Source organism: Pseudomonas sp. E102 (assembly GCF_052660185.1).
This window is the reverse complement of the sequence record NZ_CP084025.1, coordinates 699317-721415: the sequence shown is the minus strand read 5'-3', so window position 1 is coordinate 721415 and position 22099 is coordinate 699317. Positions and strand designations below refer to the sequence as shown.

The 22099-nt window shown below is 62.4% G+C and carries 20 protein-coding genes and 1 riboswitch; of the genes, 14 read left to right on the top strand and 6 right to left on the bottom strand.

Going from position 1 to position 22099, the window contains the following annotated elements; translation table 11 throughout:
• The first annotated feature begins 233 nt into the window (after positions 1-233).
• Positions 234-1850, top strand: a complete 1617-nt coding sequence (gene nadB, locus DOCECA_RS03485) for an L-aspartate oxidase (RefSeq protein WP_434675236.1) — start codon at positions 234-236, stop codon at positions 1848-1850.
• On the opposite strand, the gene DOCECA_RS03480 is transcribed toward nadB, so the two are convergent.
• Together DOCECA_RS03480 and DOCECA_RS03475 are read right to left on the bottom strand one after the other, a co-directional pair.
• On the bottom strand, positions 1819-2271 hold the full coding sequence (locus DOCECA_RS03480; RefSeq protein ID WP_434610097.1) for a protein YgfX: 453 nt from the start codon (positions 2269-2271) through the stop codon (positions 1819-1821). The genes nadB and DOCECA_RS03480 overlap by 32 nt on opposite strands.
• Positions 2255-2509, bottom strand: a complete 255-nt coding sequence (locus tag DOCECA_RS03475; protein WP_003184348.1) for an FAD assembly factor SdhE — start codon at positions 2507-2509, stop codon at positions 2255-2257. Before DOCECA_RS03475 ends, DOCECA_RS03480 begins: the two co-directional genes overlap by 17 nt.
• A 149-nt stretch (positions 2510-2658) precedes the next feature.
• Here DOCECA_RS03475 and ygfZ point away from each other — a divergent pair, with 149 nt between their 5' ends.
• Positions 2659-3600: a CAF17-like 4Fe-4S cluster assembly/insertion protein YgfZ gene (gene ygfZ, locus DOCECA_RS03470; protein ID WP_434610095.1), complete on the top strand. Its 942-nt coding sequence runs from the start codon at positions 2659-2661 to the stop codon at positions 3598-3600.
• Positions 3601-3635: 35 nt separating this feature from the next.
• Entirely contained in the window at positions 3636-4457 is an 822-nt protein-coding gene (locus tag DOCECA_RS03465; protein WP_434562814.1) for an HDOD domain-containing protein, read from the top strand.
• A 58-nt stretch (positions 4458-4515) separates the two neighbouring features.
• On the opposite strand, the gene DOCECA_RS03460 is transcribed toward DOCECA_RS03465, so the two are convergent.
• Both DOCECA_RS03460 and DOCECA_RS03455 read right to left on the bottom strand, forming a co-directional pair.
• On the bottom strand, positions 4516-5901 hold the full coding sequence (locus tag DOCECA_RS03460) for a sensor histidine kinase (protein WP_445571445.1): 1386 nt from the start codon (positions 5899-5901) through the stop codon (positions 4516-4518).
• Positions 5894-6565: a response regulator gene (locus tag DOCECA_RS03455; RefSeq protein WP_420766714.1), complete on the bottom strand. Its 672-nt coding sequence runs from the start codon at positions 6563-6565 to the stop codon at positions 5894-5896. The genes DOCECA_RS03460 and DOCECA_RS03455 overlap by 8 nt, the downstream gene beginning before the upstream one ends.
• A gap of 420 nt (positions 6566-6985) precedes the next feature.
• Between DOCECA_RS03455 and DOCECA_RS03450 the strand changes: the two genes are divergently transcribed.
• From DOCECA_RS03450 to DOCECA_RS03435, 4 genes are read left to right on the top strand one after another with little or no spacing between them, the layout of a single operon-like run.
• A complete protein-coding gene (locus tag DOCECA_RS03450) occupies positions 6986-7978 on the top strand; it encodes a Bug family tripartite tricarboxylate transporter substrate binding protein (protein ID WP_420766715.1) in 993 nt (330 codons plus the stop codon).
• 54 nt (positions 7979-8032) lie between these two features.
• The gene (locus tag DOCECA_RS03445; RefSeq protein WP_434562810.1) at positions 8033-8494 is read left to right on the top strand and encodes a tripartite tricarboxylate transporter TctB family protein; all 462 of its coding nucleotides are present in this window, start codon (positions 8033-8035) and stop codon (positions 8492-8494) included.
• Position 8495: 1 nt separating this feature from the next.
• The gene (locus tag DOCECA_RS03440) at positions 8496-10010 is read left to right on the top strand and encodes a tripartite tricarboxylate transporter permease (RefSeq protein WP_420766717.1); all 1515 of its coding nucleotides are present in this window, start codon (positions 8496-8498) and stop codon (positions 10008-10010) included.
• The gene (locus DOCECA_RS03435; protein ID WP_434562808.1) at positions 10003-11046 is read left to right on the top strand and encodes an AbrB family transcriptional regulator; all 1044 of its coding nucleotides are present in this window, start codon (positions 10003-10005) and stop codon (positions 11044-11046) included. The genes DOCECA_RS03440 and DOCECA_RS03435 overlap by 8 nt, the downstream gene beginning before the upstream one ends.
• A gap of 126 nt (positions 11047-11172) precedes the next feature.
• Here DOCECA_RS03435 and ung read toward each other — a convergent pair whose 3' ends face one another.
• On the bottom strand, positions 11173-11865 hold the full coding sequence (ung, locus tag DOCECA_RS03430; RefSeq protein WP_434562806.1) for a uracil-DNA glycosylase: 693 nt from the start codon (positions 11863-11865) through the stop codon (positions 11173-11175).
• A 130-nt stretch (positions 11866-11995) separates the two neighbouring features.
• Between ung and DOCECA_RS03425 the strand changes: the two genes are divergently transcribed.
• Positions 11996-13108, top strand: a complete 1113-nt coding sequence (locus tag DOCECA_RS03425; protein WP_420766720.1) for an enoyl-CoA hydratase/isomerase family protein — start codon at positions 11996-11998, stop codon at positions 13106-13108.
• A 118-nt stretch (positions 13109-13226) separates the two neighbouring features.
• Here DOCECA_RS03425 and DOCECA_RS03420 read toward each other — a convergent pair whose 3' ends face one another.
• Positions 13227-13622, bottom strand: coding sequence for a hypothetical protein (locus DOCECA_RS03420; protein WP_420766721.1), 396 nt, complete (start codon positions 13620-13622; stop codon positions 13227-13229).
• 306 nt (positions 13623-13928) lie between these two features.
• Positions 13929-14030: riboswitch (guanidine-I (ykkC/yxkD leader) on the top strand.
• A gap of 60 nt (positions 14031-14090) precedes the next feature.
• Here DOCECA_RS03420 and DOCECA_RS03415 point away from each other — a divergent pair.
• From DOCECA_RS03415 to uca, 6 genes are all read left to right on the top strand, one after another.
• On the top strand, positions 14091-15158 hold the full coding sequence (locus tag DOCECA_RS03415; protein WP_445571444.1) for a putative urea ABC transporter substrate-binding protein: 1068 nt from the start codon (positions 14091-14093) through the stop codon (positions 15156-15158).
• A 15-nt stretch (positions 15159-15173) separates the two neighbouring features.
• Positions 15174-15989, top strand: coding sequence for an ABC transporter permease (locus tag DOCECA_RS03410; RefSeq protein WP_434650199.1), 816 nt, complete (start codon positions 15174-15176; stop codon positions 15987-15989).
• The gene (locus DOCECA_RS03405) at positions 15986-16774 is read left to right on the top strand and encodes an ABC transporter ATP-binding protein (protein WP_434610084.1); all 789 of its coding nucleotides are present in this window, start codon (positions 15986-15988) and stop codon (positions 16772-16774) included. The genes DOCECA_RS03410 and DOCECA_RS03405 overlap by 4 nt, the downstream gene beginning before the upstream one ends.
• A gap of 13 nt (positions 16775-16787) precedes the next feature.
• Positions 16788-17513, top strand: coding sequence for an urea amidolyase associated protein UAAP1 (locus DOCECA_RS03400; RefSeq protein ID WP_434650197.1), 726 nt, complete (start codon positions 16788-16790; stop codon positions 17511-17513).
• An 11-nt stretch (positions 17514-17524) separates the two neighbouring features.
• Positions 17525-18166 (top strand): urea amidolyase associated protein UAAP2, encoded by a 642-nt coding sequence (locus tag DOCECA_RS03395; RefSeq protein WP_434610080.1) that lies wholly within the window; start codon positions 17525-17527, stop codon positions 18164-18166.
• Between the two features lie 297 nt (positions 18167-18463).
• Positions 18464-22093: an urea carboxylase gene (uca, locus tag DOCECA_RS03390; protein ID WP_445571443.1), complete on the top strand. Its 3630-nt coding sequence runs from the start codon at positions 18464-18466 to the stop codon at positions 22091-22093.
• Positions 22094-22099 lie beyond the last annotated feature (6 nt).

Below are 22099 nucleotides of genomic sequence, written 5' to 3'. Positions count from 1 at the left end.
CGAGATAAACAACGTTCTGTCCGCGAAAACGTCGCGTTGTCGCCATTTCAAGAAAACCCTGATCCGACGAAGCGTGTTGTTTTTCCGTCACGCTGGTTTCACATCGCCATGATTGCCCGGCTATTGTGCCGATCCCCCCCTCTATATACTAGTGGGCTGCAAGGCTGCCCGACCCGTCAAACGGATGTCCGGCGCCAACCCCTCACGGGTCGCTTTGAGCGGAAATCATTCGAATGAGCCAACAGTTCCAACATGATGTTCTGGTAATCGGCAGCGGTGCCGCCGGATTGAGCCTGGCGTTGACTTTGCCCGCGCATCTGCGCATCGCCGTGCTGAGCAAGGGCGACCTGGCCAACGGCTCGACGTTCTGGGCCCAGGGCGGCGTCGCAGCCGTGCTGGATGACGCCGACACGATCCAATCCCACGTCGACGACACACTCAACGCTGGCGGCGGGCTGTGCAATCAGGATGCGGTGCGCTTTACCGTCGAGCACAGCAGGGAGGCCATCCAATGGCTGATCGACCAAGGCGTGCCATTCACCCGCGATGAGCAGTCCGGCACCGAAGATGGCGGCTTTGAATTTCACCTGACCCGCGAGGGCGGCCATAGCCATCGGCGGATCATCCATGCCGCCGATGCGACCGGCGCGGCGATTTTCAAGACGCTGCTGGCCCAGGCCAGGCAACGGCCGAACATCGAGTTGCTGGAGCAACGGGTCGCGATCGATCTGATTACCGAAAAACGCCTGGGTCTGAACGGTGATCGCTGCCTGGGCGCCTATGTGCTCAACCGTGGCACGGGCGAAGTCGACACCTACGGGGCGCGCTTCGTGATCCTGGCCTCCGGTGGCGCGGCCAAGGTCTACCTCTACACCAGCAACCCGGACGGCGCCTGCGGTGACGGCATTGCCATGGCCTGGCGTTCCGGTTGCCGGGTGGCGAACCTGGAGTTCAACCAGTTCCACCCGACTTGTTTATATCACCCGCTCGCCAAGAGTTTTTTGGTGACCGAGGCCCTGCGCGGCGAAGGCGCGCACCTGAAGCTGCCCAACGGGGAACGCTTCATGCAGCGCTTCGATCCTCGCGCCGAACTGGCCCCACGGGACATCGTTGCCCGAGCCATCGACCATGAGATGAAGCGCCTGGGCATCGACTGCGTTTACCTGGATATCAGCCACAAGCCCGAAGCGTTCATCAAGAGTCATTTCCCGACGGTCTACGAACGCTGCCTGGAATTTTCCATCGACATCACCAAGCAGCCTATCCCGGTGGTGCCGGCGGCGCATTACACCTGCGGCGGGGTCATGGTCGATCAGTTCGGTCGCACCGACGTCCCCGGCCTGTATGCCATTGGCGAAACCAGTTTTACCGGGCTGCACGGCGCCAATCGCATGGCCAGCAATTCGCTGCTGGAATGTTTCGTCTACGCCCGCTCGGCAGCGGCCGACATCCTTGAGCAATTGCCGCGCATCGACATACCTGCCGCCCTGCCCTCGTGGGATGCCAGCCAGGTCACCGACTCGGATGAAGACGTCATCATCGCCCACAACTGGGACGAACTGCGGCGCTTCATGTGGGACTACGTTGGGATCGTGCGCACCAACAAACGCTTGCAACGGGCCCAGCATCGGGTACGACTGCTCCTCGATGAGATCGATGAGTTCTACAGTAACTACAAGGTCAGCCGGGACCTGATCGAACTGCGCAACCTCGCGCAAGTGGCCGAATTGATGATTCGCTCGGCGATGGAACGCAAGGAAAGTCGAGGGCTGCATTACACCCTCGATTACCCGGACCTGTTGCCCGAGCCATTGGATACTATCCTGGTGCCGCCCACCTACGCCGGCTGAACCTGAGCCGCACTCGCAGGCGTCGGTGCACATCCGGCGCCAGCGCATCACGGGGCACACACAGCGAGCGGACCCGCCGCTCGCCCTGGAGCCGAAAGCGCAACACGACGATTATCGGCAATGCGAGGCTATCGGGCCGCAACTGCACCGATTGCCAGCCGCCGTCGGAGCTCCATAGCTGCCAGCCACCGGCATCGCGACGCAAGCCGCGAAACGCCTGTCGATGGGTAAGCAGCAGGTGTCGCGGCAGTACCCAGGCGCCATGGCCCAGGCACAGTATGATGCCGACGGCTGCGAACCCGGGTGGGACGGCCAATAGCAACAACGAGCCAAGGGCGAACAGCTGCGCCAGCAGATAGGCCGCCAACAACTGCCCGGAGGCGCGCCAGCGGCATTCGAAGCGATTACTTGGGTTGGACACGGTCCAGGATCATCCGGACCATGCGCTGCAACTCCGGATCTTCGGACTCACTGCGTTCCATGAACCAGCCGAACATGTCCTGGTCCTCACATTCCAGCAGGCGGACGTAGCATGCACGGTCAACCTCATTGAGGTGGGGGTAGACCTCCTTCACGAAAGGCACCAGCAACACGTCAAGCTCAAGCATGCCGCGGCGGCTGTGCCAGTAGAGGCGATTCAGTTCAACATCTTCGACCATGGAGCGCTCCTCAAATAGGGCGCAAGTATACAGGCCCGGCCGTGGCGGAACACACGGCTTTGTCGGCCGTCGACGATCCTTTGGCAACTACCCATTTCAAGGGCGCCCCCTTATGATGTCCACCAGACTTTTTTACCCTGCGATGACCCATGGCTGATTCCGCTTTTTTCTGCACCCTGTCCCACGAAGGCATTCTCGCGGTCCGCGGCGTGGATGCCGGTAAATTCCTGCAAGGCCAATTGACCTGCAATCTCAATTACCTGAGCGACAGCCGGGCCAGCCTCGGCGCCCGCTGCACACAGAAAGGCCGGATGCAATCAAGCTTCCGGATCCTGCTCGAGGGCGACGGCGTACTCATGGCGATGGCCAGCGAGTTACTCGAACCGCAACTGGCGGACCTGAAAAAATACGCGGTGTTTTCCAAATCCAAACTCACCGATGAAAGCCCGGCCTGGGTTCGCTTCGGACTGGAAAACGCTGACGCCGCCCTCAGCGAACTGGGCCTGGAGCTGCCGGCCGACACCGATAGCATGGCACGCCATGAATCCTTGATCGCCATCCGCGTATCCCCGGGCCGCGCCGAACTCTGGGTCCGCGCCGAACAGGCCGATACGCTGCGCGCTCGCCTGGGCTCGCAACTGGGCGAAGGCGACTTGAACCGCTGGCTGCTGGGCCAGGTTCGTGCGGGAATCGGCCAAGTCATGGCGGCCACACGCGAACTGTTCATTCCTCAGATGCTCAACCTGCAGGCCGTTGGCGGTGTCAGCTTCAAGAAAGGCTGCTATACCGGCCAGGAAATCGTCGCGCGCATGCAGTACCTCGGCAAGCTCAAGCGTCGCCTGTATCGCCTGCAACTGGACGCCACCGAGTTGCCGGAGCCTGGCACCCCGCTGTTTTCCCCTACGCATGGCAGCTCGATCGGCGAGGTCGTCATTGCTGCCCGGGCCGAGCAGAATATTGAGCTGCTGGGAGTGTTGCAGGCCGAAGCCGCCGAGGATGGCAATTTGCACCTCGGTGCTTTGGAAGGACCCGCGCTACAATTGCTGGACTTGCCTTACGAACTGGACCGCGACCGCGAAATCCAGCGTTGATCGCAACATTTTGTCGCAACACCTAGAGAACCGAAATGAGCGATTTGGCGGATAAGGTCCAGCGGGATTTGGTGGCGGCCATCGATAAGGACGACCTGGTCCTGCCCACACTACCGGAAGTGGCCATGCAGATTCGCCGGGCTGCGGAAGATCCGGAGATCAGTGTCAGTAACCTGAGCAAAGTGATCGGTCGTGACACGGCACTCTCGGCGCGCCTGATAAAAGTGGTAAACAGCCCGCTGCTACGCGCCACGCAGGAAGTGACGGACTTGCACACGGCCATCACTCGGCTGGGCGTCAACTACAGCAGTAACCTGGCGATTGGCCTGGTCATGGAGCAGATATTCCATGCCCGCTCCGATGTCGTGGAACAGAAGATGCGTGAGGTGTGGCGCAAGAGCCTGGAGATCGCCGGTGTCAGTTATGCGCTATGTCGCAGCTATACCCACCTCAAGCCTGACCAGGCCGCGCTGGGCGGATTGGTCCATCAGATCGGCGTGCTGCCGATCCTGACGTACGCCGAAGACAACAACGAATTGCTGTCGGATCCAATCAGCCTCAACCACGTCATCGAGACGATTCATCCCGTGTTGGGGGACAAGCTGCTCAGCGTCTGGGAGTTTCCGGAACGATTGATGAAGTTGCCGGGGTTGTATCTGGATTTCACCCGGGATTCAGAACAACTCGATTACGTCGACCTGGTGCAAGTCGCCGCACTGTACTGCTACAAGGACTCCGACCATCCGCTGAGCAGAATCGACGTATTTGGCGTCCCCGCGATCAAGAAGCTGGGCATTGACCTGGACAACCACGACCGCTGCGCGGATCTGGAAGAAGCGCGGTCGATGTTTTACTGACAAAGCCCGTTGTGGCGAGGGACTTTGCTCCCTTTCCACGGGTTTTGCATTGCCTGGCTTAGCCGGGGATAAAACTCACCCGCACCTTCAGCCCACTCTCCTGCCCGTCATGCAGGGTGATCTGGGCCAGATGCGCGCGACAGATTTCCCCGACGATCGCCAATCCCAAGCCAGAACCGGCCACTTGCTGGTTGCGTCGATAGAAGCGCTCGAATACTCGCTCGCGCTCAGTCTCAGGAATGCCGGGGCCGTCGTCCTCGACTTCCAGGATCGCCGGCGCGATCACCCGCAGGATGACGTTGCCACCCGAGGGGGTGTGGGCCAGGGCGTTGTCCACCAGGTTGCTCAACAGTTCGTTCAGCAACGTCGGTTCGCCCCGCAACCAGACGGGCTCATCGGCCTCCAGCGCCAACGCGACCCCACGGGCATGGGCCAAGGGTGCCATGGCCATGCCCAGCTCACGGGCGAGCTGGCTCAGGTCGAGCAATTGCGCGCCGCCCTCGGCTATCGCCCGGGCGCCATTTTCCACCCGGGCCAATGACAGCAACTGGTTGGCCAGGTGGGTCAAGCGGTCGGTGCCCTGGGCGGCGGTCTCCAGGGTTTGGCGCCACGTGGCCGATTCGCTGGCGCGCAGGCCCAGCTCCAGGCGAGCCTTGAGGGCGGCCAATGGCGTTCGCAGCTCATGGGCGGCGTCGGCAATGAATTGCGCCTGACGCTCGAATTGGCCGCGCAGGCGCTCGGTGAAGTGATTGAGTGCCCGTACCAGCGGCCATAACTCATGTTGGACTTCCACCAGCGGCAGCGGTCGCAGATCGTCTGGCTGCCGCTCTTCCACCGCCGTGCGCAAGCGTTCCAGGGGACGCAGCGCGGCACTGACCGCGAACCACACCAAAAGCAGCGCACCCACCGCCAGCATGCCCAACCGCAGCAAGGTATCGGCCATCAAGCTGCGCGCCATGCTGACCCGCGCCTCTTCGGTTTCCGCCACGCGGATTTCCGCCATGCCGTTCATCTCCGGCTCGCTCACGGCCTTGAGCAGGCTTACGACGCGCACATTCTGGCCCTGATAAGAGGCGTTATAGAAGCGCGCCAGCGCGGGGTAATCGTCCGTGCGCGGCGTACCCGGCGGCGGGCCAGGAAGATTTTCGTACCCGGAGATCAGCTTCTGGTGGATATCGTTGACCTGATAGTAGATACGCCCGGCGCTGTCATAGGCGAAGGTGTCCAAGGCCACGTACGGCACGTCCGCACTCAGGGTGCCGTCTCGCTGGGAAAGCCCGGCGGCAATGGTCCGGGCCGAAGCCAGCAACGTCCGGTCATAGGCAGTATCGGCCGCTTCGCGGCCATTCCAATAGGCACTCAGCCCACTGGCGAGCATCAGCACCACCAGCAGCGATGCAAGGTTGCGAAGGAGCCGCCAGCGCAGGCTGTCGGGCTTATGCATCACGGGTTTCCAGCAAATAGCCCAGGCCCCGGAACGTCACGATCGCCACCGCATGGCCATCGAGTTTCTTACGCAGCCGATGAACGTAGATCTCGATGGCGTCGGGGCTGGCCTCTTCGTCCAGGCCAAACACCTGGGCGGCCAGTTGTTCCTTGCTCATCACCCGCCCCGGTCGAGCTATCAACGCCTCCAGGACCGCCTGCTCGCGGGAGGTCAAGGTCATCAGTTCCTCATCAAGGGTAAAGCGGCGGGTGTCCAGGTCGTAGACCAACCCACCGCAGCGCTGCTGGCGCTCGCCCCCGAGTACGCTACGGCGCAGCAACGCCTTGACCCGGGCTTCCAGCTCGGTCAGTTCGAATGGCTTGGCCAGGTAATCATCGGCGCCGAGGTTCAGGCCGTGGACGCGGTCCTTGACGTCGCTGCGCGCGGTCAACATCAGCACCGGCAAGGTCTTGCCCCGCGCCCGCAAGCGCGCCAGCACTTCGAAACCGTCCATGCGCGGCAGCCCCACATCTAGAATCGCCACGGCGTATTCCTCGCTGCTCAGGGCCAGGTCAGCGGCCACCCCATCGTGCAGCACGTCCACTGTCAAACCCGTGCTCTTGAGCGCCTGGGCGACACTTTCGGCCAGCTGCAGATGGTCTTCGACGAGCAGAACACGCATGGGTTTTTCCTCGATTCAGGGATGGCCGGCGCCATTCTTTGGCGCGGAGTTTACAGCCGCATCCGCCACTGTGAAGCCAAAAATCATCCTGAAAGCTTTTGAAAGGTTAGCGAAAGGTTGGGTCGTTAGAGTCGCTCCACGGACAGTTTCGACTGCCGGTCGCGACACACCTCGCGAACGAAAAACGCCACGAAGCGTTTTCGCCGAATAAAAACAATAAGCGGAGTATTCACCATGCTGTCCATACAGCTCCAGGCTTCAATGCCCACCCGCCTTTGCTGCCCCAACCAGACTACCCTTGCCTGTGCCTCTGCGCAGACCGAACTGCTGCGTCTTTGAAACGCGTTCAGGGGTCTGCACCGTACATGTTCTGCGAAGCCTGATTTGAAACACAAAACAACAACTCCTGTGGAGACAAAAATGAACCTAGCACTGCGTAAAGTAGCCCTTGCCGTCGGATGCCTGATGCTCGCCGGGCAAACGCTCGCCGCTGATTCGTCCAAAGAGCCAAAGCGCCCTGAGTGCATCGCCCCCGCCGCACCCGGCGGTGGTTTCGACCTGACCTGCAAATTGGCGCAAAGCGCACTGGTCAATGAAAAGCTGCTGACCAAGCCGATGCGCGTCACCTACATGCCCGGCGGTGTCGGCGCGGTGGCCTACAACGCAGTGGTTGCGCAGCGCCCGGCAGACGCCGGCACGCTGGTGGCCTGGTCCAGCGGCTCGTTGCTGAACCTGGCGCAAGGCAAGTTCGGCCGTTTCGATGAAACCAATGTGCGCTGGCTCGCTGCCGTCGGCACCAGCTATGGCGCCATCGCGGTGAAAAGCGATTCGCCCTACAAGAATCTCGACGATCTGGTACAGGCTCTGAAGAAAGATCCTGGCTCGGTGGTGATCGGCTCTGGCGGCACCGTCGGTAGCCAGGACTGGATGCAGACCGCTTTGATTGCCAAGGCTGCCGGTATCGACCCGCGCAAACTGCGCTACGTGGCCCTTGAAGGCGGCGGCGAAATCGCTACCGCTCTGCTCGGCGGTCATATCCAGGTGGGCAGTACGGACATCTCCGACTCCATGCCACACATCCTGAGCGGCGACATGCGTCTGCTGGCCGTATTCTCCGATAAGCGCCTGGACGAGCCGGAAATGAAAGACATCCCGACCGCCGTGGAACAAGGCTACGACATCCGCTGGCCGGTGGTACGTGGCTTCTACCTGGGCCCGAAGGTCACCGATGAGGAATACGCCTGGTGGAAAAACGCCTTCGACAAACTGCTGGCCTCCGAAGAGTTCGCCAAGCTGCGTGACCAGCGCGAACTGTTCCCGTTCGCCATGACCGGTCCGGAGCTGGACACCTACGTGAAGAAGCAAGTGGCCGACTACAAGATGCTGGCCAAAGAGTTCGGCCTGATCCAGTAATCGCCCCTGTCTCGCGGCGGCGTCGGCACAACCGGCGCCGCCCAGGAGTTAGTCATGCTCGTCATCCAACGTATTGTTGCCGCGGTGCTGCTGCTGGCCTGTATCGGCCTGGCGCTGATGGCCTGGCCTTATCAGGCCGCCTTTTCCTATGAACCGGTCGGCCCGCGCGCCTTTCCCCTGCTGATAATCGGGCTGATGGGGCTGGCGCTGCTGTACATGCTGTTTCGTCCTACCCCCGTCGTGCACAGCGAAGACGACCCGCAACTGGACCGTGAAACCCTGCAGAAAATCGGCATCTGCGTTTTGCTGCTGTTGGTCTTCGCCGGAACGTTCGAACCCCTGGGCTTCATCCTCGCCAGCATTGTCACTGGCGTGCCGATGGCGCGCCTGTACGGCGGCCGCTGGGTACCGAGCGTAGTGATCATCAGCCTGATGGCCATTGGTCTTTATCTGTTGTTCGACAAGCTGATGGACGTGCCGCTGCCCCTGGGCCTGCTCGACGTCCTGGAGAATTGATATGGATACCCTGAATTATCTCGGCCAGGGTTTTGGCGTTGCATTGACTCCCTACAACCTCGTCACCGCGTTGAGCGGCACCTTGATCGGCACCGTCGTAGGGCTGCTGCCGGGCCTGGGCCCGATCAACGGCGTGGCGCTGCTGATCCCGATCGCCTTCGCCCTGGGCCTGCCGCCGGAGTCGGCGTTGATCCTGTTGGCGGCCGTTTACCTGGGCTGCGAATACGGCGGGCGTATCAGCTCGATTCTGCTCAACATCCCGGGCGAAGCGTCCACTGTAATGACCACGCTGGACGGCTACCCAATGGCTCGCCAAGGCCTGGCCGGGGTCGCTTTGTCACTGTCGGCGTGGAGTTCGTTCCTCGGCGCGCTCATTGCCACCTGCGGCATGGTGCTGTTTGCTCCCTTGCTGGCCAAATGGGCAATTGCCTTCGGACCGGCGGAATACTTCGTACTGATGGTGTTCGCCATCGTCTGCCTGGGCGGCATGGCCGGTGATCGACCGCTCAAGACGTTCATCGCCGCGCTGATCGGTCTGTTCCTGTCGTGCGTCGGCATCGACGCCAACAGCGGCGTCTACCGCTTCACCGGTGACAACATTCACTTGACCGATGGCATCCAGTTCGTCGTGCTGGTGCTGGGCCTGTTCTCCATCAGCGAGATTCTGTTGCTGCTGGAAAAAACCCATCGCGGCCAGGAGGCCGTGAAAGCCACCGGGCGGATGATGTTCAACGTCAAGGAAGCTGCCTCGGTGTTCTGGGTGAACATGCGCTGTGGCGTGCTCGGTTTCATCATGGGCGTATTGCCAGGTGCCGGCGCGACCCTGGCCAGTGCCGTAGCCTATATGACTGAAAAACGCATGGCCGGTGCCACCGGTACGTTCGGCCAGGGCGACAAGCGTGGCCTCGCGGCGCCGGAAACCGCCATCGGTGGCGCAGCCTGCGGCGCCCTCGTGCCTATGCTGACCCTCGGCGTTCCCGGCTCGGGCACCACGGCGGTCATGATCGGCGCGCTGTCGCTGTACAACATCACCCCCGGCCCGCTGCTGTTCCAACAGCAACCGGACATCGTCTGGGGCCTGATCGCCTCGTTGTTCATCGCCAACGTCATGCTGGTGATCCTCAACATCCCTATGATCCGCGTGTTTACGCGCATCCTGGCGGTGCCGAACTGGGCGCTGGTGCCGGTCATCGCAATCATCACCGGGATCGGTGTCTATGCGGTACACGCCACCACGTTCGACCTGTTTCTGATGATCGGCATCGGTATCTTCGGCTATATCCTGCGCAAGCTTGAGTTCCCGCTGTCGCCAGTCCTGCTGGGCTTCATCCTTGGCGGCCTGATGGAGCAGAACCTGCGTCGTGCGTTGTCGATCTCCAACGGCGCGCTGGAAATCCTCTGGTCGAGCCCGATCACCTTCGGTTGCTGGGTCCTGACCGCAATCATGTTGTTCCTGCCGCTGCTGCGCATCTGGCGTCGCCGCAGTGCCCAGCGTCGTGCCCTGGCCAATGCCTGAGACGACAACTTTCAGACAATGGTGGGGAACACCGCTGGTCGGTCTGGCCGGCGGTTATCTGGCCAGCCTGATCGGCTGGCCCTTGCCCTGGATGGTCGGCTCGCTGTTGGCGATCATCCTGGTGCGCTGCCTCACGCCATGGCAATTGATGGAAATCCCCGGCGGCCGCAAATGCGGCCAATGGGTGGTGGGCATCGGTATCGGCCTGCACTTTACGCCAGTGGTGATGGAGCAAGTCCTGAGCCACTTCGGCCTGATTTTCTTCGGCGCGCTGATCACCAGCGTGTCCAGCGTGGTGAGCGTGTGGCTGATGCGCCGCACCGGCGAGGACCGCGCCACCGCTTTCTTTTCCAGCATGCCAGGCGGTTCCGGCGAGATGGTCAACCTCGGCGCCCGCAACGGCGCGATGCTCAGCCATGTCGCCGCGGGCCAGAGCCTACGCGTGCTGGTGGTGGTGCTGTGCGTTCCCGCCGCCTTCAAGTACCTGCTGGGCGAAGGCACCCCACTGCAACACGCCACGACGGTGGACTGGATGTGGCTGGCGATCCTGTTCCCGGCCGGTGCACTGCTCGCCTGGATCTGGGAGCGCCTTCGCCAGCCCAACCCATGGCTGTTCGGTCCGCTGTTGGTCAGCGCGGCGGTGAGCATCGGCTGGGATTTGCACATCGGCCTGCCCGACGGCGGTAGCCAGATCGGCCAATGGCTGATCGGCAGCGGCCTGGGCTGTCATTTCAACCGGCAGTTCTTCCGCCGGGCACCGTCGTTCATGGGGCGTACATTGGTTGGCACGGTATTGACGATGCTGATCGCCACGCTCGCGGCCCTGGGCCTGAGCACCTTGACTCACCTGGATTTGCGTTCGCTGACCCTGGGCATGATGCCCGGTGGCATCGCGGAGATGAGCCTGACGGCGGAGACGTTGCAATTGTCGGTGCCGTTGGTCACGGCGTTGCAGGTGATGCGGCTGCTGTTCGTGCTGTTCCTGGCGGAGCCGTTGTTCAGGTATTGGATGCGCAAGACAGGTTCAAGCTTGTAACCGAGTTGCCTCATCGCGAGCAGGCTCGCTCCCACGGGAGTCTGCGGCGAGTATCCATTTGGCGTCCCACCACAAAACCTTTGTAGAAGCGAGCCTGCTCGCGATGGGGCCCGCTCGACTAGCGCGTCAAACCGGCGGCAACCGCCACTCGATCGGCTTCTCGCCGTGCTGCTCCAGAAACTTGTTGGCCCGGCTGAAATGCCCGCAACCAATAAAGCCCCGATGGGCCGACAGCGGTGACGGATGCACTGAGGTCAAGACCAAATGCTTGGTCGCATCGATCAGCTTCTGTTTGCTCTGGGCATGGGCGCCCCACAGCAGGAACACCAGGTTCGACTGGTGTTCGCTGACCACCTCGATGACCCTGTCGGTAAAGTGCTGCCAACCTTTCTTGGCGTGGGCGTTGGCATTGGCGCGTTCAACGGTCAGGGTGGTATTGAGCAGCAATACGCCCTGTTCGGCCCAACTTTGCAGGTAACCGTGGTTGGGAATGTCGATGTTCAGGTCGCGCTTCAATTCCTTGTAGATATTCACCAGCGATGGCGGTGTCGGCACGCCCGACTGCACCGAGAAGCACAAGCCATGTGCCTGGCCCGGCCCGTGGTAGGGATCCTGGCCGAGGATCACGACCTTGACCTTGTCCAGCGGAGTGGAATTGAGGGCGTTGAAAATCAACGGGGCCGGAGGGTAGATCTCCTTGCCGGCGGCGTATTCACTGCGCAGGAATTCGCGCAACTCTGCCATGTAGGGCTGGTCGAACTCGGCACGCAGTGCCTGCTTCCAGCTGGGTTCGAGCTTGATACGGTCGTCAGCGGTCATGGTTGTACCCGGTAAAAACAATGGGCGCACCCTAGGAAAGCCCACAAGGCTTGTCAATTGATCTGACACGGATCCGGCACTTTCCCGTACAGCAGTCATACTGATCATTCAATTTCTGATCGAGGTCACGATGAATCTGCACTTCGAAGAACTCACCGGCATCGATGGCGCGCGCCTGGGCATCGCCACCCTGGACGCCGAGAAATCCTTGAACGCCCTCTCTCTGCCAATGATCAACGCCCTGCGTGATCGGCTCGACACCTGGGCCAGGGACCCGCAGATAGTCTGCGTATTGCTGCGCGGCAAAGGTGCCAAAGCGTTTTGCGCCGGTGGCGAGGTCCGCAGCCTGGCAGAAGCCTGCCGCGCCCACCCCGGCGAGGTGCCGCCGCTGGCCGCGCAATTCTTCGCCGCCGAATATCGCTTGGACTTCAATCTCCATACCTACCCCAAGCCATTGCTGTGCTGGGGACATGGCTACGTGCTCGGCGGCGGCATGGGATTGCTGCAAGGCGCGAGCACGCGGATCGTCACGCCGAGCAGTCGGTTGGCGATGCCCGAAATCAGCATCGGGTTGTACCCGGATGTAGGCGCCAGTTGGTTCCTGTCGCGCCTGCCGGGCAAGCTGGGCCTGTTTCTCGGCCTGACCGGTGCCCACATGAACGCGCGCGACGCCATCGACCTGGGCCTGGCCGATCGTTTTTTACTCGATGAGCAGCAGGACGACCTGATCGAGGGCTTGTTGCAACTCAATTGGCAGGAACAGACCGAGATGCAACTCAACAGTCTGCTCAAGGCCTTGCAGCAAGAAGCGCTGACCCAGTTGCCCGAAGCCCAGTGGTTGCCCCGTCGGCACAAAATCGACGAATGGCTGGATGTCAGTGACGTCCGCTGCGCCTGGAAGGCCCTCAGCTTGCTGGTGGAGCATCCTGATCCGCTGATCGCCCGCGCGGCCAAGACCATGACCGAGGGCTCGCCGTTGACGGCGCACCTGGTCTGGGAGCAGATCAGCCGGGCGCGGCATTTGTCGCTGGCCGGTGTGTTCCGCATGGAGTACACCTTGAGCCTGAACTGCTGTCGCCATCCGGAATTCAGCGAAGGCGTGCGGGCGCGATTGATCGACAAGGATCACAAACCCCACTGGCACTGGCCGGACATCAATCATGTACCGGAAGCAGCGGTGCAAGCGCATTTTCACAAGGTGTGGGAGGGTCGGCATCCGTTGGCGGATTTGTCCAACGAATAACCGAGCCAGAATCATATCCGCGCAGGAGAAAACTCACGCCCACAGAGGTCATCCCGCCGGATTTATCGCAGGCACAAAAAAAGCGGCGCTTCATGCGCCGCTTTTTGCTGCCTGTCCTTTACCGATGGTTGCCTCGCCCATCATGACCACGTCCTCGATGGTCATGTCCGCGGTCACGCCCGCCCCGGCCACGACGGTCATCGTTCCAGCCGCCTCGATCGCGACCATCCCAGCCGCCTCGGTGTGGATAAGGCCGGTACGCCGCTCGCGGTGGCGAGTAATAGCGCGGGCCATGTTGGTAGTAGCGCGGGGCCGAGTAATAACGGGGCGCCGGTTGGTAGTACCGTGGGGCGTAATAGCCCCGTGGGGCCGAGTAATACCCACCGCTGTAATAGGCCGGCGCTGGTGAGGTATAGACCTCTGAACGATAGTAGCTCGAGCCTCCGTCGTAGTAAGGCACGCATGCCGAAAGAGTCAGACCAAGAAACGCAATGAGGAGCAGTCGTCGATACATGGCGGCCTCCTGGACCGCGAATGGGCCGCACCAGCGACGCTGATGGGCGGCAGTCATCTATTGGGGTGACTGACGATTAATCTGACAGCGAAATCGGAATCTGGTGCGACCTGGCAACAACTGGAAACATGTCCCTCGTCGCCCTCTTCCGGTGCGCGACAGCACCACAACCAAGCACAAATCCGCCCCCCGATCATTCCTCCCTCAGACCCACCCCCTCTGGCCCGGGCCTCTGCCCGAATTGGCACGGCTCTCGCTTTACCAATCCCGTGCAGGAGTCATCACAGGTTCGCGGCACCACAATTTGCAATGGCTGACTAGGGTTCCGGCTCGCCTCTGGCGAGTGGCTGGTCCGAGAGTTGGCGACCTCCAGTTGAGGTTACACGGCGGGACAAAAGCCCGGGAGACAAGACACCGTTCGCGGTGCCGCGTTGCTCCTGTCCGCCCTTGATCAACTGGAGAACCACCATGTTCAAGCTTCGTCTGTCCGCCCTGCTCGTCGCCGTCCTCTCGGCCTTCCTGAGCTTCTCATCCGCCGCCACGCAAAAAGACCACTTCAGCGTCTGCTGGACCATTTATGCCGGCTGGATGCCCTGGGAGTACGCGGGCAGCCAAGGCATCGTCGACAAGTGGGCAAAAAAGTACGGCATTACCATCGATGTCGTGCAGCTCAACGATTACGTTGAATCCATCAACCAGTACACCGCCGGCCAGTTCGACGGCTGCACCATGACCAACATGGACGCCCTGACCATTCCCGCCGCCGGCGGCGTGGACAGCACCGCGCTGATCGTCAGCGATTTCTCCAACGGCAACGACGGCATCGTCCTCAAGGGCGAAGGCAAGAAAGTCGACGATCTTAAAGGCATGGACGTCAACCTGGTGGAACTGTCGGTGTCCCATTACCTGCTGGCCCGTGCCCTGGATTCGGTCGGCCTCGCCGAGAAAGACCTGAAAGTCGTCAACACCTCCGACGCTGATATCTCCGCTGCCTTCAACACCGACCAGGTCAAGGCCGTCACCACTTGGAACCCGATGCTTTCGGACATCAAGGCCCAGCCGGGCGTGAGCGAAGTGTTCAACTCCAGCCAAGTGCCCGGCGAGATCATGGACATGATGGTGGTCAACACCCAGACCCTGAAAGACAACCCAGCCCTGGGCAAGGCCTTGACCGGCGCCTGGTTTGAAGTGGTGGCGCTGATGAACGCCAGGAACGCTGCCGCCAACGCTGCGCTGGAACACATGGCCAAAGCGTCGGGCACTGACCTCAAAGGTTTCCAGGCGCAACTGGACACGACCAAATTGTTCGCCACGCCCACGGAAGCGCTGGCCTTCGTCACCAGCGAACAACTGCCCGCCACCATGGGCAAGGTGGCGGCGTTTTCGTTCCAGCACGGCTTGCTGGGCGAAGGCGCCAGGGACACCGATGCGGTCGGCATGGCGTTCGCCAATGGCGTGACTCGCGGCGACAAGGCCAACCTGAAGCTGCGCTTTGATCCGACCTACGTACAGCTGGCCGCCGACGCCAAGCTGTAAACCGGAGGAGCTGGCATGCGCCTGATCAACCGCTACCCGGACCGTCCCAGCCGCTTGTTGCTGGTGATCCTGCCGTTCGCGTTGGTGCTGTTCGCCTACTTCATGGGCTCGGCCGAACGGTTGACGGACAACCCCAACGACAAGCTGCTGCCCAGCGCCGGGCAGATGGCCGATGCGGTGAAACGCCTGGCCTTTACCGCCGATGCGCGCAGTGGCGACTACCTGCTCTGGCAAGACACCGCGTCGAGCCTGCGCCGGTTGGCGATCGGCCTGGGCATCAGCGCCCTGGTCGGGCTGTGCCTGGGCATCGCGGCTGGCACGCTGCCGCTGTTGGGCGCACCGCTTTCACCGTTGCTCATCGTGGTGTCGATGGTGCCGCCATTGGCGATTCTGCCGATCCTCTTCATCGTCTTCGGCCTGGGGGAACTGTCGAAAGTGATGCTGATCGTGATCGGCATCACACCGTGTCTGGCCCGGGACTTGGAACAGCGCGCCCGGGAGATTCCCCGTGAGCTGCTGATCAAGGCCCAGACCCTCGGCGCGTCAACCTGGACTCTGATCTTGCGCGTGGTCCTGCCGCAACTGCTGCCACGCTTGCTGATCTCCCTGAGGTTGATGCTGGGTTCGGCCTGGCTGTTTCTGATCGCCGCCGAAGCCATCGCGTCCACCGATGGGCTGGGTTATCGGATTTTCCTGGTGCGTCGTTACTTGGCGATGGACGTGATCCTGCCGTACGTGGTGTGGATCACCCTGCTCGCCTGGCTGATGGACTGGGGCCTCAAGCGCCTGACCCGTCGAGCGTTTCCTTGGTACGAGGGAGCGCAGGCATGAGTTTTATCTGTGTGAACAATGTCTGGCAGCAATACGCCGATCAGGTCGTGCTGGAACGCTTGAACCTGAACGTCGCCGAGGGTGAATTTTGCACCTTGGTGGGCGCATCGGGTTGCGGCAAGTCGACTTTCCTGCGCTTGCTGCTCGGCCAGGAGCGCGCCAGTCGCGGACAGATCCTGCTGGACGGCGAACCCTTGGCGGGCGAGCCGGATGCCAGCCGGGGCGTAGTGTTCCAGCGCTATTCGGTGTTCCCGCACCTGACGGTGCTGGACAACGTCGCCCTGGGCCTGGAGTTGCCGCGCTCGCCGATGCTGGGGCGTTTGTTCGGCAGTGCCAAACGCCAGGCTCGCGAAGAGGCTGCGCAACTGTTGGACAAGGTTGGCCTCGGCCACGCGCTGGACAAATACCCGGCGCAGCTCTCCGGCGGCATGCAGCAACGGCTGGCGATTGCCCAGGCGTTGATCATGAAGCCCCGGGTCCTGCTGCTGGACGAACCGTTCGGCGCCCTCGACCCGGGCATTCGCAAAGACATGCACGCCCTGCTGCTGGAACTGTGGCGCGAAACCCGGCTGACGGTATTCATGGTCACCCATGATCTGTCCGAAGGTTTCAGCCTCGGCACACGCCTGCTGGTGTTCGACAAGGTCCGCGTCGATCCACATGCCCCTGGCGCCTATGGCGCACGCATCACCTACGACATTCCATTGAACAGCGACCGTCGCACCGCCCGTGCCGCCGTCGACGCCCTGCCCGCCGAACTGGCCGGCACGCTGCGTATCGCTTGAAAGGAGCTTTTCCATGACCGATTCGATCCAAGTCTTTCCCCCCTTCGCTGAAGAGATTCTGCCCGGCGGCGGCCACCGTTCCTTCGTGCTCAAGCGCGGCCAACTGCTGCGCCTGACCAACCTTCGCGGCGGCGCCAACGTGAGCCTGACGCTGCTCAACGCCAACGAAAAAACCGAACGCCTGAACCTGCCGGACAGCCTTAAGTGCCAACACACCGCCAAGCTCACCGCCGGCCATTGCCTTTATTCCGACATGGGCCGGGTATTGGCGGCGATCACCGTCGACACCTGCGGCTGGAGCGACAGCCTGGGCGGTGTGCTCTGCGCCGAGGAAGTCGCTGAAAAATATGGCCAGGGCCGCTATCAGGAACTGCGCAACGGCTTCTTTCGCAACGGCACCGACAACCTGTTGGTGGAACTGGGCAAATGGGGGCTGGGCCTGTCCGACCTGCTGATGACCCTCAACCTGTTCAGCCGGGTCGATGTCGACGAGGCCGGCCACTTTCATTTCGTGGAAGGCAACTCCAAGGCGGGCGACTACATCGAGTTGTACGCGCCAATGGACACCTTGGTGGTGCTGACCGCATTGCAACACCCGATGGACCCGAACCCGCAATACGCCCCGCAGCCGCTCAAGCTCAGCTGGATGAATGCCAACCCCAGCGTCGCCGAACACTGCCGCCTTTCGCGCCCGGAAAACCAGCGGGGCTTCATCAATACCGACCGCCTGTTCGCCTGAGGATCGTCGCCATGTCACTCGCCATCGCCACCGCACACAAGCACGCCGAGACCGCTGTCTACCGCGCCACGATTCCCGCCGGGGAACCCTGGCTGACCGAGGTCAAGGCCGGCCAGACCCTGCGCATCCTGGACCTGGAAGGCAACCAGGCGGTCGATACGCTGTTCTACAGCCTGGCCAACCCCAAGGAACGCTACGACGTGCAACGCACCCTGCGCCGGCAGAACAGCGTTTATCTAAGTACCGGCAGCGTGCTGTACTCCAACCTCGGTCGACCGATGCTGACGATCATCGAAGACACCTGCGGACGTCACGACACCCTCGGCGGCGCCTGCGCCCAGGAAAGCAACACCGTGCGCTACGCCCTGGAAAAACGCTACATGCACAGCTGCCGCGATAACTACCTGCGGGCCTGCGCCCACGACGGCCGCCTCGGTAAAGGCGACATCGGGCCGAACATCAATTTCTTCATGAACGTACCGGTGACCGCCGAGGGCGGCCTGACCTTCGAAGACGGGATCTCGGCACCGGGCAAATACGTCGACCTACGGGCCGAGATGGACGTGATCGTCCTGATCTCCAACTGCCCGCAGTTGAATAACCCATGTAACGCCTATAACCCCACGCCTGCGGAGCTTTTGATATGGAACTGAAACTCATGCGCCTGCGCCGTTGGCTGTTCGCGTTGTGCCAGAGCCGGTCGGGGCAGTGCATTCAATGATCGGCTGAACGCCGCCGGTCCTGTGGGAGCGAGCTTGCTCGCGATAGCGGTCTGTCAGCTACATCGAGGTTGGATGTGCCGCCGCCATCGCGAGCAAGCTCGCTCCCACAAGGTCCGATGGTGTTTTTAAGAAAGTTTCGCCCACGGGGACGACCCCGGCGGCCATCGAAAACTGCGGGACGGCCCGCATCCCAGTTCAGGCAGCACCCATGCCTGAGGGGGCAATGCCATGTTCGAAAAAATCCTCATCGCCAACCGTGGCGCTATTGCCTGCCGCGTCCTGCGGACCTTGCGCGAGCTGAATGTCCAAGGCATCGCGGTGTACTCCCAAGCGGACGAAGCCAGCCTGCATATCCTTCAGGCCGACGAAGCCCACTGCTTGGGCGAAGGCGCGGCGGCGGGCACCTACCTGGCGGTGGATAAGCTCCTGGCAATCGCCAAAAGCAGCGGCGCGAAGGCGATACATCCCGGCTACGGTTTCCTCTCGGAAAACGCCGCTTTCGCCGAAGCCTGCGAGGCCGCCAGTATCGCCTTCATCGGCCCCACGCCGGAACAACTGCGGGTGTTCGGCCTCAAGCACACCGCCCGAGACCTGGCCAAGCGGCACGGCGTGCCGCTGCTCGAAGGCACCGAACTGCTCGACAGCCTCGACGCCGCGCTGCTGGCCGGAACGCAGGTCGGTTACCCGGTAATGCTGAAAAGTACGGCTGGCGGCGGTGGGATTGGCATGCGTGTGTGCCGTAGCGCCGCCGAATTGAGCGATTCCTTCGAAGCGGTCAAGCGCCTGGGACAGAACAACTTCAGCGACGCCGGCGTGTTCATCGAAAAATACATCGAACGGGCACGGCACCTGGAGGTGCAGGTCTTCGGCGACGGCCAAGGCCAAGTGATCGCCCTCGGCGTGCGCGACTGTTCGGTGCAGCGGCGCAACCAGAAGGTCATCGAAGAAACGCCCGCGCCCAACCTGCCCGAGGGCATGGCCGACGCCCTCTGCGCAGCGGCGATCAAACTGGCCCGGGCAGTGAACTACCGCAGCGCGGGCACCGTGGAATTCGTCTACGACAGCGACGCCGGGCGCTTCTGCTTCCTGGAAGTAAACACGCGCCTGCAGGTGGAGCACGGCGTTACCGAGCAGGTATGGGGCGTGGACCTGGTGCGCTGGATGGTGCAACTGGCCGCCGGCGAACTGCCGCCCTTGAGCGAGCTGAGCCTGGGCCTGAAAGCTGAGGGCCACGCGATCCAGGCGCGCCTGTATGCCGAGGATCCGGGCCGGGATTTCCAGCCGAGCCCGGGCCTGTTGACCGCCGTGAAATTCCCCCATGCCGACGGGCAACAACTGCGCATCGACACGTGGGTCGAGGCCGGCTGCCAGATCCCGCCCTATTTCGACCCGATGATCGCCAAGGTGATTCGCTGGGCGCCGACCCGTGAACAGGCGCGCTTGGGATTGCATCAAGCGCTGGACGAAAGCCTGCTCTACGGCGTGGAAACCAACCGCATCTACCTGCAACAGATTCTTCTCGACGCGCCCTTCGCCGGCGGCCAGCCCTGGACGCGCTGCCTGGAAACCCTGGCCTATCGCGCCAACACCTTCGAAGTGCTCAGCCCTGGCACCCAGACCAGCGTGCAGGATTACCCGGGCCGCCTCGGTTATTGGGCCGTGGGCGTACCGCCGTCGGGTCCGATGGACAGCCGCTCGCAGCGCTTGGGCAATCGCCTGCTGGGCAATGACGAAGGCGCGGCGGCCCTGGAAATCACCATGAGCGGGCCGGTGCTGCGCTTCAATTGCAACGCCCGGGTGGCGGTGACCGGTGCGCAAATTGCCCTGACCCTGGACGGCGAAGCGGTGCCGATGAACGCCCCGCTGTCGATCAATCCCGGATCCACTCTGGCCCTGGGCACCATCACCGGCGCCGGGGCGCGCAGCTATGTGTGCCTGCAAGGTGGCTTGCAGGTACCGGATTACCTCGGCAGCAAAAGCACCTTCACCCTCGGCCAGTTTGGCGGCCATGGCGGACGGGCGCTGTGTACCGGCGATGTGCTGCACCTGGCTGCGCTGGATGAGCACGCCGTGTTGCCGACAGCGGACGAGCCGCCTCTGCTGTTGCCAGCCGTGCGGCAAATCCGGGTGATCTACGGCCCCCATGGCGCGCCGGAATATTTCACCGAGCGCTACATCCAGACGTTTTTCGATACCTCCTGGGAAGTGCATTTCAACTCCAGCCGAACCGGCGTGCGACTGATCGGGCCCAAGCCGCAATGGGTGCGCGCCGACGGCGGCGAAGCAGGCCTGCACCCGTCCAATATCCATGACAATCCCTACGCCATTGGCGCCGTGGACTTCACCGGCGACATGCCTGTCATCCTCGGCCCCGACGGCCCTAGCCTGGGTGGCTTCGTCTGCCCGGTGACGGTGATCGAGGCGGACCTCTGGCAGTTGGGGCAGCTCAAGGCGGGGGACAAGGTGCGGTTCGTACCGGTGGATCTGAAGACCGCCCGCTCCCTTGCATTGAAATGGGATCAATGTGGGAGCGAGCCTGCTCGCGAAGGGGCCAGTTCAACCACCGCGTCGACTTCTTCGCGAGCGGGCTCACTCCCACAGGGGATGGTGTCGCCTGTGGTATTGGACATCGGCCAGGACGATACCCGCCTGGTCGCACGCCTGTCCGGCGACACCCATCTGCTGCTGGAAATCGGCGCACCCGAACTGGACCTGGTGCTGCGCTTTCGCGCCCACGCCTTGATGCAGGCGCTGGAACAAAAACACCTGCACGGCGTGATCGACCTGACGCCTGGCATCCGTTCGCTGCAAGTGCATTACCAACCCGAACAACTGCCTCTGGCCGAACTGCTGGCAATCGTTGCCGGCGAGTGGGGCGCCGTGTGCGCCGCGCGAGATCTTCAAGTGCCGTCGCGCATCGTTCATCTGCCACTGTCCTGGGACGATCCGGCCTGCCAATTGGCCATCGAAAAATACATGACCACCGTGCGCAAGGACGCCCCTTGGTGCCCAAGCAACCTGGAGTTCATCCGCCGCATCAATGACCTGCCGAACCTCGACGAGGTCCAGCGCACGGTCTTTGACGCCAGCTACCTGGTGATGGGGCTGGGAGACGTCTACCTCGGCGCGCCGGTCGCCACCCCGCTGGACCCGCGTCATCGCCTGGTGACCACCAAATACAACCCGGCACGGACCTGGACCGCGGAAAACTCGGTGGGCATCGGCGGCGCCTACATGTGCGTGTACGGCATGGAGGGTCCCGGCGGCTATCAGTTCGTCGGGCGCACGTTGCAGATGTGGAATCGTTATCGGGACGTCGCCGCGTTCGATGGCAAGCCCTGGTTGCTGCGGTTCTTCGACCAGATCCGCTTCTACCCGGTCAGCGCCGATGAGCTGTTGCGCATCCGCCGGGATTTCCCGCTGGGCCGCTTCGACCTCAAGATCGAGCACAGCCAACTCAACCTCGCGCACTACCAACATTTCCTGGCCCGGGAAGCGGACAGCATCGGCGCATTCCGCCAGCAGCAACAACGTGCCTTCAACGCCGAGCGCGAGCGCTGGATCGCCAGCGGCCAGGCTCATTTCGACAGTGAGGAACCGACACTCGCGCCGAACGAAGATGCGTTGCTGGACGCGGGCCAACTGAGCGTCGACAGCCACATCGCCGGCAATCTCTGGCAAGTCCAAGTGCAGGTGGGTACGCGAGTTGCCGCCGGTGACGTACTGGTCATTCTGGAGTCCATGAAGATGGAGATCCCGGTGCTTGCGCCCATGGCCGGCTTGGTACGTGAAGTACGCGTCCAACCCGGTTCGGCGGTGCGCGCAGGGCAGCGTGTCGTGGTGCTGGAACGTGACTGAACTCAA

Excerpts from the sequence above, each read along its gene's own strand:
- nadB (WP_434675236.1), top strand. The coding sequence starts at position 234 with ATGAGCCAACAGTTCCAACATGATGTTCTGGTAATCGGCAGCGGTGCC.
- DOCECA_RS03475 (WP_003184348.1), bottom strand. The coding sequence starts at position 2,509 with ATGGTCGAAGATGTTGAACTGAATCGCCTCTACTGGCACAGCCGCCGC.
- ygfZ (WP_434610095.1), top strand. The coding sequence starts at position 2,659 with ATGGCTGATTCCGCTTTTTTCTGCACCCTGTCCCACGAAGGCATTCTC.
- DOCECA_RS03465 (WP_434562814.1), top strand. The coding sequence starts at position 3,636 with ATGAGCGATTTGGCGGATAAGGTCCAGCGGGATTTGGTGGCGGCCATC.
- DOCECA_RS03460 (WP_445571445.1), bottom strand. The coding sequence starts at position 5,901 with ATGCATAAGCCCGACAGCCTGCGCTGGCGGCTCCTTCGCAACCTTGCA.
- DOCECA_RS03455 (WP_420766714.1), bottom strand. The coding sequence starts at position 6,565 with ATGCGTGTTCTGCTCGTCGAAGACCATCTGCAGCTGGCCGAAAGTGTC.
- DOCECA_RS03450 (WP_420766715.1), top strand. The coding sequence starts at position 6,986 with ATGAACCTAGCACTGCGTAAAGTAGCCCTTGCCGTCGGATGCCTGATG.
- DOCECA_RS03445 (WP_434562810.1), top strand. The coding sequence starts at position 8,033 with ATGCTCGTCATCCAACGTATTGTTGCCGCGGTGCTGCTGCTGGCCTGT.
- DOCECA_RS03440 (WP_420766717.1), top strand. The coding sequence starts at position 8,496 with ATGGATACCCTGAATTATCTCGGCCAGGGTTTTGGCGTTGCATTGACT.
- DOCECA_RS03435 (WP_434562808.1), top strand. The coding sequence starts at position 10,003 with ATGCCTGAGACGACAACTTTCAGACAATGGTGGGGAACACCGCTGGTC.
- ung (WP_434562806.1), bottom strand. The coding sequence starts at position 11,865 with ATGACCGCTGACGACCGTATCAAGCTCGAACCCAGCTGGAAGCAGGCA.
- DOCECA_RS03425 (WP_420766720.1), top strand. The coding sequence starts at position 11,996 with ATGAATCTGCACTTCGAAGAACTCACCGGCATCGATGGCGCGCGCCTG.
- DOCECA_RS03420 (WP_420766721.1), bottom strand. The coding sequence starts at position 13,622 with ATGTATCGACGACTGCTCCTCATTGCGTTTCTTGGTCTGACTCTTTCG.
- DOCECA_RS03415 (WP_445571444.1), top strand. The coding sequence starts at position 14,091 with ATGTTCAAGCTTCGTCTGTCCGCCCTGCTCGTCGCCGTCCTCTCGGCC.
- DOCECA_RS03410 (WP_434650199.1), top strand. The coding sequence starts at position 15,174 with ATGCGCCTGATCAACCGCTACCCGGACCGTCCCAGCCGCTTGTTGCTG.
- DOCECA_RS03405 (WP_434610084.1), top strand. The coding sequence starts at position 15,986 with ATGAGTTTTATCTGTGTGAACAATGTCTGGCAGCAATACGCCGATCAG.
- DOCECA_RS03400 (WP_434650197.1), top strand. The coding sequence starts at position 16,788 with ATGACCGATTCGATCCAAGTCTTTCCCCCCTTCGCTGAAGAGATTCTG.
- DOCECA_RS03395 (WP_434610080.1), top strand. The coding sequence starts at position 17,525 with ATGTCACTCGCCATCGCCACCGCACACAAGCACGCCGAGACCGCTGTC.
- uca (WP_445571443.1), top strand. The coding sequence starts at position 18,464 with ATGTTCGAAAAAATCCTCATCGCCAACCGTGGCGCTATTGCCTGCCGC.